The sequence below is a fragment of the Azospirillum formosense genome, assembly GCF_013340925.1.
Classification (GTDB): domain Bacteria; phylum Pseudomonadota; class Alphaproteobacteria; order Azospirillales; family Azospirillaceae; genus Azospirillum; species Azospirillum formosense.
In genome coordinates, this window is record NZ_WHOR01000042.1 from 21,226 (window position 1) to 29,544 (window position 8,319).

General features: G+C 66.5%; 12 protein-coding genes, 1 tRNA gene and 1 pseudogene. 11 read left to right on the top strand and 3 right to left on the bottom strand.

What is annotated here, in order from left to right; all coding sequences use genetic code 11:
• The first annotated feature begins 19 nt into the window (after window positions 1–19).
• The 11 genes and pseudogenes from GBZ26_RS08315 to GBZ26_RS08365 all read left to right on the top strand — a co-directional run bounded on the left by GBZ26_RS08315 (window position 20) and on the right by GBZ26_RS08365 (window position 6,271).
• Window positions 20–592: an ssDNA-binding protein gene (locus GBZ26_RS08315; RefSeq protein WP_137142804.1), complete on the top strand. Its 573-nt coding sequence runs from the start codon at window positions 20–22 to the stop codon at window positions 590–592.
• 11 nt (window positions 593–603) lie between these two features.
• A complete protein-coding gene (locus GBZ26_RS08320; protein WP_211104644.1) occupies window positions 604–1,011 on the top strand; it encodes a nucleoside triphosphate pyrophosphohydrolase family protein in 408 nt (135 codons plus the stop codon).
• Between the two features lie 7 nt (window positions 1,012–1,018).
• Window positions 1,019–1,303 (top strand): DUF2312 domain-containing protein, encoded by a 285-nt coding sequence (locus GBZ26_RS08325; RefSeq protein ID WP_174438438.1) that lies wholly within the window; start codon window positions 1,019–1,021, stop codon window positions 1,301–1,303.
• A 56-nt stretch (window positions 1,304–1,359) separates the two neighbouring features.
• Window positions 1,360–1,584, top strand: a complete 225-nt coding sequence (locus GBZ26_RS08330) for a hypothetical protein (RefSeq protein WP_174438439.1) — start codon at window positions 1,360–1,362, stop codon at window positions 1,582–1,584.
• Between the two features lie 4 nt (window positions 1,585–1,588).
• Complete coding sequence (locus GBZ26_RS08335) at window positions 1,589–1,924, top strand: hypothetical protein (protein ID WP_137142806.1); 336 nt, start codon at window positions 1,589–1,591, stop codon at window positions 1,922–1,924.
• Complete coding sequence (locus GBZ26_RS08340) at window positions 1,924–3,285, top strand: DEAD/DEAH box helicase family protein (RefSeq protein ID WP_174438440.1); 1,362 nt, start codon at window positions 1,924–1,926, stop codon at window positions 3,283–3,285. The genes GBZ26_RS08335 and GBZ26_RS08340 overlap by 1 nt, the downstream gene beginning before the upstream one ends.
• Window positions 3,285–3,542: a hypothetical protein gene (locus tag GBZ26_RS08345; protein ID WP_174438441.1), complete on the top strand. Its 258-nt coding sequence runs from the start codon at window positions 3,285–3,287 to the stop codon at window positions 3,540–3,542. Before GBZ26_RS08340 ends, GBZ26_RS08345 begins: the two co-directional genes overlap by 1 nt.
• Window positions 3,542–4,525 carry a DNA-methyltransferase gene (locus GBZ26_RS08350; RefSeq protein WP_174438442.1) on the top strand — a complete coding sequence of 328 codons (984 nt, stop codon included), beginning with the start codon at window positions 3,542–3,544 and terminating at the stop codon, window positions 4,523–4,525. Before GBZ26_RS08345 ends, GBZ26_RS08350 begins: the two co-directional genes overlap by 1 nt.
• A complete protein-coding gene (locus tag GBZ26_RS08355; RefSeq protein ID WP_174438443.1) occupies window positions 4,522–4,920 on the top strand; it encodes a hypothetical protein in 399 nt (132 codons plus the stop codon). The genes GBZ26_RS08350 and GBZ26_RS08355 overlap by 4 nt, the downstream gene beginning before the upstream one ends.
• Window positions 4,917–5,081 (top strand): annotated as a pseudogene (locus GBZ26_RS31000) (helix-turn-helix domain-containing protein); the annotation flags it as partial. The gene GBZ26_RS08355 and the pseudogene GBZ26_RS31000, both read left to right, overlap by 4 nt.
• Window positions 5,082–5,107: 26 nt before the next feature.
• Window positions 5,108–6,271 carry a tyrosine-type recombinase/integrase gene (locus GBZ26_RS08365; protein WP_246654148.1) on the top strand — a complete coding sequence of 388 codons (1,164 nt, stop codon included), beginning with the start codon at window positions 5,108–5,110 and terminating at the stop codon, window positions 6,269–6,271.
• Window positions 6,272–6,301: 30 nt separating this feature from the next.
• On the opposite strand, the gene GBZ26_RS08370 is transcribed toward GBZ26_RS08365, so the two are convergent.
• From GBZ26_RS08370 to GBZ26_RS08380, 3 genes are all read right to left on the bottom strand, one after another.
• A tRNA-Arg gene (locus GBZ26_RS08370) sits at window positions 6,302–6,378 on the bottom strand.
• A 95-nt stretch (window positions 6,379–6,473) separates the two neighbouring features.
• Window positions 6,474–7,451 (bottom strand): alpha/beta fold hydrolase, encoded by a 978-nt coding sequence (locus tag GBZ26_RS08375; protein WP_174438446.1) that lies wholly within the window; start codon window positions 7,449–7,451, stop codon window positions 6,474–6,476.
• A 16-nt stretch (window positions 7,452–7,467) separates the two neighbouring features.
• On the bottom strand, window positions 7,468–8,319 hold an 852-nt coding region (locus GBZ26_RS08380; RefSeq protein WP_174438447.1), incomplete at its 5' end, for an ABC transporter ATP-binding protein.

The following is an 8,319-nucleotide window of genomic DNA, read 5'->3' on the forward strand; positions in this document are numbered from 1 at the left end:
GACCAAAGGAACCAAAGTCATGTCCGACAAGAAGCGCATCCTCACTCCGAAGGCCCGCCTGCTCTGGGCGGCCGACCTGTTCACGGCCAAGCCCAACGACAGCGGCAAGCTGATGTTCTCGTGCACGCTGGTCTTCGACAAGGAGGCCCAGGCCACCCCGGAATTCCGCGCGCTGCTGGAGGCCTACAAGGAAGTCCGGGACGAGACGTTCAAGAAGACCAAGAACGCGGACCCCGCCGACTACCGCAACCCGTTCCAGAAGGCGGACAAGAAGGCCGCCAAGTACAGCGGGTACGAAGAGGGCGCGATCTATCTGAACGTCAAGACGAAGTTCAAGCCCCAGGTCATCGGGCGCCGCAAGGAAGACCTCACCGAGGAGGAGTGCTACTCGGGCTGCTACGTCCGCGCGACCCTGGAGAAGCCCTACTACTACGAGAACAAGGGCAATAAGGGGTTCAGCTTCGGCCTGGGCAACGTCCAGAAGATCGCGGACGGCGAACGGCTGGGCGGCGGTGCGTCTGCCGACGACGAGTTCGACGCCGTGGACAGCGGCGGCTCGTCCGGCGACGACCTTGACGACCTCCTGGCGTAAGGGAGGCCGTCATGGATCAGACCAACCAACAGAGGATTTTCCTCGGTCTCGATACGGCGGTTCGTGTCTGCCACGGCGCGTCTCGTCGTGCCGGCTGGTACACCGATCCGGTGACCGGTGAGGACCTGCGGCGCAATGTCGGGGAGATGTTGTGCCTTATCCACTCGGAGATTTCCGAGGGCATGGAGGGCTACCGAAAGGGCCTGAAAGACGACAAGCTCCCGCATCGGTCGATGATCGAGGTGGAGTTGGCGGACGCGTTGATCCGCATCTTCGACTTGGCCGGCTATCTCGAAACGCTGCCCGAGTATGAGGGCTTCGACCTCGCCGGGGCGGTGCTGGAGAAGGTGGAGTTCAACACCACCCGTCCCGATCACAAGCTCGAAGCGCGCCGCCTCCCCGGCGGCAAAGCGTTCTGAGGCCGCCATGACCGAGCCGGGCATCGGGCACAACTCGGGCGCTGATGTGGGCGGTATCGCCGCTGATCGCCTGCGGTCCTTCGTCCAGCGCATCGAGCGCTTGGAGGAGGAGAAGCGCGGTCTCCAGGAGGACATCAAGGAGATTTACGCCGAGGCCAAGGGTACCGGCTTCGACACGAAGATCATCCGCATGGCGATACGTCGCCGGAAGATGGACAAGGCGGATCGCCAGGAACAGGACGCCACGCTCGAACTCTACGAGTTGGCCCTGATTGACGAGATGCTTTCGTAGTTCCTCCCGCCTCGTGGGGCGCTCCGTCGCCCCACACTTTTTCCCTTGGTGCCGCCATGTCCCCAGAAGACGCCAAGCTCCTTGCCTTCAACTACATGACCAGCACGCCGAAGACCGCAGGCGCCGTGTACGAGGAGGCCCTAGGCGTTCTTGGGCACAAGCGGACGCACCCCCGCCGGCGGATCATCTGGTCGGACGTGCTCTGCACCGTTGAGGCCGCCATTCAACTGAACACCCAGTACGCGGACGAAGTGCGCCGCGTCTGGTTCGCGCATCGGTGAAGCCATGGACGCCCCGCGCCGCCTGTCTCCCGAAACTGAACTCATCATCGCGGCGGGCCTCTACGTCGGCAAGCCCTTCCCGGACCCGGCGACCGCGGCCGAGCGCCTGCGCGCCGCTGTGTTCGCCCTGGAGGGGCAACTCGTGAGCGAGACGCTGCTGGCGCTGTGGAAGGCCGCCGCGCTGCATCTCGCCGGGCAGGCCCGCTCCCCCTCCGCCCTCGCCGACGCCCTGGAGGCGTTCTGCTCCACCCAATCCCGTCCCGTTCGGCGCGGCCATGAGCGCCCGCTGCCGGCTGGTGCGACAAGCGCGCACCACTCCGCCCCGGAGGACTTCTTTTGATGGACGCCTACGCCGACTTTCTGCGCCGTAAGGCCATCGTGGACCCGCCGACGGGTCTCGCCGAGATCCCGGACCTGCCGGACGTGCTGATGCCGCACCAGTGCGACCTTGTGCGCTGGGCGCTCCGTCGCGGGCGCGCCGCTCTGTTCGCCGGGACCGGCCTGGGCAAGTCGCTCATGGAACTGACCTGGGCAAACGCCGTGCACGAGGCGACGGGTCGCGACGTGCTGGTCTTCACTCCGCTGGCCGTCGCCGCGCAGATGGTGCGCGAGGCCGCGAAGTTCGATCTGCCCGCGTGGCAGGTTGCCAACCAATCCGAGGTGGCTCCCGGTGTCAACGTCACGAACTACCAGAAGATCGAGCATTTCGATCTGAGCCACTTCGGCGGCGTGGTCCTGGACGAGAGCAGCATCCTGAAGAGCTTCGCCGGCCACTACCGGAACCAGCTCATCGAGGCGTGCCGCCGCATCCCATACCGGCTCGCGGCCACGGCGACGCCCGCGCCCAACGACTTCATGGAGCTGGGCAACCATGCCGAATTCCTCGGCGTCATGCCCTACCACAACATGCTCGCCACATTCTTCGTGCACGACGGCGGCGACACCCAGAAATGGCGCCTGAAGGGCCATGCCGAATCGGAGTTCTGGCGCTGGATGTGCCAGTGGGCCGTCATGCTCCGCAAGCCGTCCGACCTGGGCTATCCGGACGGGGCGTACCGGCTGCCCGAGCTGCGGCAGGTCCAGCACACCGTCGAGACGGGCGGTGCGATTGCGCGGACCTTGCGCGAGCGGCTGGCTGCCCGGCGGGACACGCTGGAGGCGCGCGTCGCCAAGGCCGCGGCGATCACGCCGGGTGACCGGCCGTTCGTCTGGTGGTGCAATCTGAACGACGAAAGCGCCGCCCTGGCCGCCGCGATCCCCGGCTCCGTCGAGGTTCGCGGCTCCGACCCGGAGAGCGTGAAGGAACGGAAGCTCATCGACTTCAGCCAGGGCCGGATTCGGCACCTCATCACCAAGCCGTCCATCTGCGGCTTCGGCATGAATTGGCAGCACTGCGCCGATACCGGCTTCGTCGGGCTGAACGACAGCTTCGAACAGCTCTATCAGGCCATCCGGCGGTTCTGGCGCTTCGGCCAAACCCGGCCCGTGACGGCGCACTTGATCGCCGCGGACGTCGAGGGCGCCGTGGTCGAGAACCTCGCGCGCAAGGAAGCCGACGCCGACCGCATGGCCGAGATGATGGTGGCCCACATGGCCGCCCTGTCCTCCGACACGATCCGCGCCGCGTCCCGTGACCGCGGCGATTACCAACCCCTCCAGCCTGTGCGTCTGCCGGGCTGGCTGATGAATGAGGCTGCGTGATGAACCAGACCCCGAGCACCAAGCAGGGCAATTTCTATGTGACGGTCATCCGCGGGTGCCGCGTGGCGTTGCTATTGGGGCCGTTCGAGAACGACCATGCGGCGGCCCTCCGGATGGTGGCCCCGGTCCGGAAGGAAGCGGAGGCACGCGACCCGTTTATGGTCTTCGACGCCTTCGGCACGACGGGCTACTTCGACGGAACGAACAAGCCGGGCGCGCTCAACGCCGCTTTCGGATTGTCGACGGGGGCCGCCTGATGCACGCTGCCATCAAGGCCCTCAACCAAGTCGTGACGAACAGCTACGCGCTGTATCACGGCGACGCCTGCGAGTTGATCCGGGCCATCCCGGACAACAGCATCCACTTCGGCATCCACTCCCCGCCGTTCGAAGGGCTCTATAAATTCAGCAACTCGGACCGGGACATCTCGAACGGCGAGGGCGCGCTGTTCTGGGAACACTATGGCTTCCTGATTCGGGAGCTGTTCCGCGTCACGATGCCGGGCCGGCTTCACAGCGTCCACGTCATGCAGCTCCCGACCTCGAAGGCCCGCGATGGCTTTATCGGCATGCGGGACTTCCGGGGCGATGTGGTGCGGACCTATCAGGCCGCCGGCTGGATCATGCACAGCGAGGTCTGCATCTGGAAGGACCCCGTCGTTGCCCAGCAGCGTACCAAGTCCATCCGCCTCCTTCACAAGCAGCTCTGCAAGGACAGCGCGATAAGCGGGCAGGGGCTGCCGGACTACGTGGTCACCTTCCGCAAGCCCGGCGACAACCTGGAGCCGATCAGCGGCATGCTCGATGCCTGGGTGGGCGACGAGGAACTGGACGTGTCCTATGCGGCCTGGGAGGCGCACGCCGCCAAGCTGCGCGCCGAGGGCAGGGCGGTTTGGCCCTTCGAGACGTGGCGGTCCATCCTGATCTGGCAGCGCTACGCCTCGCCTGTCTGGACCGATATCCGGCAGACACGGACCCTGCAGTACCGGTCGGCGCGTGACGAGAAGGACGAACAGCACATCTCGCCCCTCCAACTCGACGTGATCGAGCGGTGCATCGATCTCTGGAGCAATCCGGGCGACGTGGTGCTCACGCCCTTCGCGGGCATCGGGTCCGAGGTGTGGTGCGCGGCCAACATGGGCCGCCGCGGCATCGGGTTCGAGCTGAAGGACAGCTATTTCCGCCAAGCCGTCAAGAACCTCGCGGATCTGGACGCCGAACTGGAGGCCCTGCTGGCATGACGACGCTTCGTGAAGCCCTTGATGCCGTGCTGGCCGCCCAGGTCGGCGGGCTGAAACTCAGCCGGATCGTGGCCTATGCGCTGGGCGACGGAGACGCCGCCAGCCGCTTCGCCTTCGAGAAGTTCGGCCCAGACTTGCGCCCGCAGGGCGCCAAGAAGGGCACCGTGTGGCTCCCCGCGGCCTACACGGAAACTCTGGACGCCGCAGGCAAGCCGCTCCCGGCCGGTTGGCTCCTGTCGAGCGGGATCGATCGGGAAGGCCCCTTCGCCGTCGCCCTTCACGAAGAGCGCGAGATGATCCGTGAGACCGCGGCGACTGAAACGCTCGCCCGGCTGGCCGCCACGTTGCGCGCCCGGCTGGAGGAAGAAGAGGACATGGAGGCCTTGCTGTCATGAGCGCCGAGGCGGGAGATGACCTCCTCACCGTTGCCGAGGCCGCCAAAGCTCTCCACCCCGGCGGCGCTGTAAAGCCGGCCACAATCCGCGCGGCGATCAACAAGGGGGTATTGCCCGCGCGACGGTTTGGCCGCACGCTCCTGGTTCTCCGAACCGACCTGGAGCGCTACAAGATGACAGGTGACAAATGCCAAGAGCCAACACGGGACCGAGGCTCGTCCTCTACGGTCCCGACAGCAAATACGGGGCTACCCCCAAAACCAGATTCAAGCAGTACGTCTACTTCATCCGTTGGTATGAATGTGGGACGAAACGTGAGCGCTCAACAGGCACTGCAGATATTGAGCAAGCCCAGCAGGTCTTCGCGGACTTCCTCGGCGAGCGATCCCGTTCCGACGAACCAGGACCACAAAGCAACGGTCCTGCCTCTCCGGGCGACCTGACCGTGACTGGCATGCTCATGCAGTATTACGAGGGGCACTCTCCGCACGCGGCCGACCCGGAGCGTATCCGTTACGCGATTCGGAACCTGATCGCGTGGTGGGGCGACACGCCAGTATCCAGCATCACTGCCGGCGCCTGCCGCCGCTATGCCGCCGAGAACAAGGCCCGAGCCCCCGCCACGCTACGGCGCGAGCTGGGCACCCTGGCCGCAGCGATGAATTGGTGCGTGACCGAGGGCTACCTGACGCAGGGCGGCATCGTTGTTCTGCCGCCGGTGCCGAAGGACGAGCAGGCGTTTCTCACCCGCTCCGATGCTGCCAAGCTGCTGTGGGCGGCATGGCGTCGGAGGTGGCGGTGGAAGGATGCCGAAGGGGAGATGCACATCAACATGCATCTGCCGATGTTCATCCTGATCGGCCTCTACCACGGAGCGCGCAAGGAGGCGATCCTTGGGCTTCAGTGGCAGCCGAACACGGAAGGCGGCTACGTCGACCTGGAGCGCGGGTTCATCGACTTCAATCCGATCGGCCGCGTCCAGACGAAGAAGCGCCGCGCTCGCGTCCCCATCGCGCCAAGGCTTCTGCCCTGGCTCCGTATCGCTCGCCGGCTTACCCGCCAGTTCGTGGTGGAGTGCGACGGTAAGCCGGTCGGTGACGTCAAGAAGGGGTTCGCCACAGCGGCGTCGGACATCAAGCGTCCCGATGTCCACCCGCACACCCTGCGTCACACCTGCGTGACGTGGCTCCTGCGGGACGGCTTGGACGTCTGGCAGGTCGGCGGATTCGTCGGCATGAGCCCACAGACTGTCCAGCAGGTCTACGGCCATCACGCCCCGGAATTCATGGCGCAGGCAGCCGCGGCGCCGAGAGGGAAGGGGGATACGGGGATGCAAACTAAAAGAGCCTAGCCGGTGCAGCGGCTAAGCTCTTGAAGAAACTGGCGGACCCGAATGGATTCGAACCATCGGCCTCTGCCTTCGGAGGGCAGCGCTCTATCCAGCTGAGCTACGGGTCCATCATCAGCGGAGGCGCACCATAGCGAAAAGCCTCGCCCAGTGCAAACACTCCTTTCGACATTTTTTCACACCCTGCCGCAGCCTCCATCCACGCCTATTTCGCGGCCAGGAGGCTGCGGTTGCGGTCGGCGCCGCTTGCCAGGGGCTGCTTGGGGTTCTCGATCCAGGCGGCGATGTCGTTGACCACCACCTGACCTTTCAGGTCGCGCAGCAGCATGTGCCAGCCGTCGGGATAGACCGCCACCACATGCCGCCCGCCGGACTCGAACTCCTCGACCGCTCGGTTGACCGGTGTCTTCGGCAGCACCTCCTCGTGGGCGCCGTAGAGCACCAGGGACGGCACCGACAGATGGCCGCAGGCGGCCAGGGCCGACCCCATCAGGTCGGTCAGCCCCTCCAGCGCGTCGACGCGGGAGCCTTTGATGACCAGCGGGTCGCGGCCCAGCGCGCGCAGCATCTCGATGTTGTCCGACGCCTGGATCTTCAGATCCTTCGGCGGGTGCACCACCATCCCCGGAACCGTGTTGTAGCTGAGCCAGAGCAGTGCCCGCGGGAAGAAGCCCATCGCGTCGCGGCCCCAGACGGCGGGGGCGACCAGGATCGTGCCGTTCACGTTGGGCGGATTCGGGCCGGTCATCGCCGTCAGCACCACGGCGCCGCCCATGCTCTCGCCCATCAGATAAACCGGCAGAGCGGGATGGCGGGCGTGGATCTGCGAGACGGCCGTCTTCAGGTCGGCCACCAGCGTGTCGGTGCCCGGCCAGATGCCGGTGTTCCGCGTGGCGCCGAAGCCGCGCTGGTCGTAGGCGTAGACGGCGATCCCCCGCGCGGCGAGGCTGCGTCCGGCCCCGTCGAAGGCGTTGGAGTAATCGTTGTAGCCGTGCAGGGCCAGAACCACCGCTTGCGGCGCCCCGCCCTCGGGCAGCCAGCGCCGCAGCGGCAGTTCGAAGCCGTCGGCGGCGATCAGGGCGCTGTCGGTCAGGGCCGGCTGGGTAACGGGCAAGCCCATCGGCTGATAGGCCGCAGTGCAGCCGGACAGCAGAAGGCCGATCCCGACGATCAGTTTCGCCATCCGGCCGGCCGCCGCCCTACGCCGCATCGTGCGCGATCTCCTTCCGGGCGTGCGCGCCGCCGGTCAGTTGCAGGAAGATGTCCTCCAGGTCCGATTCCTCGGTGCTGAGATCCACCACCCCCAGCCCGGCGCTTGCCAGCGCGGCGAGGATGCCGTCCACCCGCTGGCGGCTCGGCTGGTAGCGGATGATCAGGCGCCGCGGCTCGGCCAGTTCGGCGGTGAAGGCGGACAGGGCCGCCGGTACGGCGTCCAGGTCGCGGTCGACCAGAACGCTCAGCGCCTTGGCGTCCACCCGGCGGAGCAGGGTGGCGGTCGGCTCGCAGGCCACCACCGTGCCGTGGTTGATGATGGCGATGGAGTCGCACAACTCCTGCGCCTCCTCCAGATAGTGGGTGGTCAGCAGCACCGTCGAGCCCTCGCGGTTCAGCTTGCGCACATGCTCCCACAGCTGGATGCGCAGTTCCACGTCCACGCCGGCGGTCGGCTCGTCCAGCACCAGGACGGGCGGGGTGTGAACCATCGCCTTCGCCACCATCAGCCGCCGCTTCATGCCGCCCGACAGCGAGCGGGCGTAGGCGTCGGCCTTGTCGCGCAACCCGACGGCCTCCAGCAGCTCCTCGGTCCGGCGCTCGGCCTTGGGCACGCCGTAGAGGCCGGCCTGAAGCTCCAGCATTTCCCGCGGGGTGAAAAAAGGGTCCATGTTCAGTTCCTGGGGGACCACGCCAATCGACGCCCGCGCCTGGCGCGGATGGGCGTCGATGTCGGTTCCCCAGATCGACACCGTGCCGCCGGTCTTGTTGACCAGCCCCGCCATGATGTTGATGAGCGTGGACTTGCCCGCCCCGTTCGGCCCCAGCAGCCCGAACAC

What these genes read in the sequence shown, in the direction of transcription:
- GBZ26_RS08345 (WP_174438441.1), top strand. Translation starts at nt 3,285, where the DNA reads ATGAACCAGACCCCGAGCACCAAGCAGGGCAATTTCTATGTGACGGTC.
- GBZ26_RS08355 (WP_174438443.1), top strand. Translation starts at nt 4,522, where the DNA reads ATGACGACGCTTCGTGAAGCCCTTGATGCCGTGCTGGCCGCCCAGGTC.
- GBZ26_RS08330 (WP_174438439.1), top strand. Translation starts at nt 1,360, where the DNA reads ATGTCCCCAGAAGACGCCAAGCTCCTTGCCTTCAACTACATGACCAGC.
- GBZ26_RS08340 (WP_174438440.1), top strand. Translation starts at nt 1,924, where the DNA reads ATGGACGCCTACGCCGACTTTCTGCGCCGTAAGGCCATCGTGGACCCG.
- GBZ26_RS08325 (WP_174438438.1), top strand. Translation starts at nt 1,019, where the DNA reads ATGACCGAGCCGGGCATCGGGCACAACTCGGGCGCTGATGTGGGCGGT.
- GBZ26_RS08320 (WP_211104644.1), top strand. Translation starts at nt 604, where the DNA reads ATGGATCAGACCAACCAACAGAGGATTTTCCTCGGTCTCGATACGGCG.
- GBZ26_RS08375 (WP_174438446.1), bottom strand. Translation starts at nt 7,451, where the DNA reads ATGGCGAAACTGATCGTCGGGATCGGCCTTCTGCTGTCCGGCTGCACT.
- GBZ26_RS08350 (WP_174438442.1), top strand. Translation starts at nt 3,542, where the DNA reads ATGCACGCTGCCATCAAGGCCCTCAACCAAGTCGTGACGAACAGCTAC.
- GBZ26_RS08335 (WP_137142806.1), top strand. Translation starts at nt 1,589, where the DNA reads ATGGACGCCCCGCGCCGCCTGTCTCCCGAAACTGAACTCATCATCGCG.
- GBZ26_RS08365 (WP_246654148.1), top strand. Translation starts at nt 5,108, where the DNA reads ATGCCAAGAGCCAACACGGGACCGAGGCTCGTCCTCTACGGTCCCGAC.
- GBZ26_RS08315 (WP_137142804.1), top strand. Translation starts at nt 20, where the DNA reads ATGTCCGACAAGAAGCGCATCCTCACTCCGAAGGCCCGCCTGCTCTGG.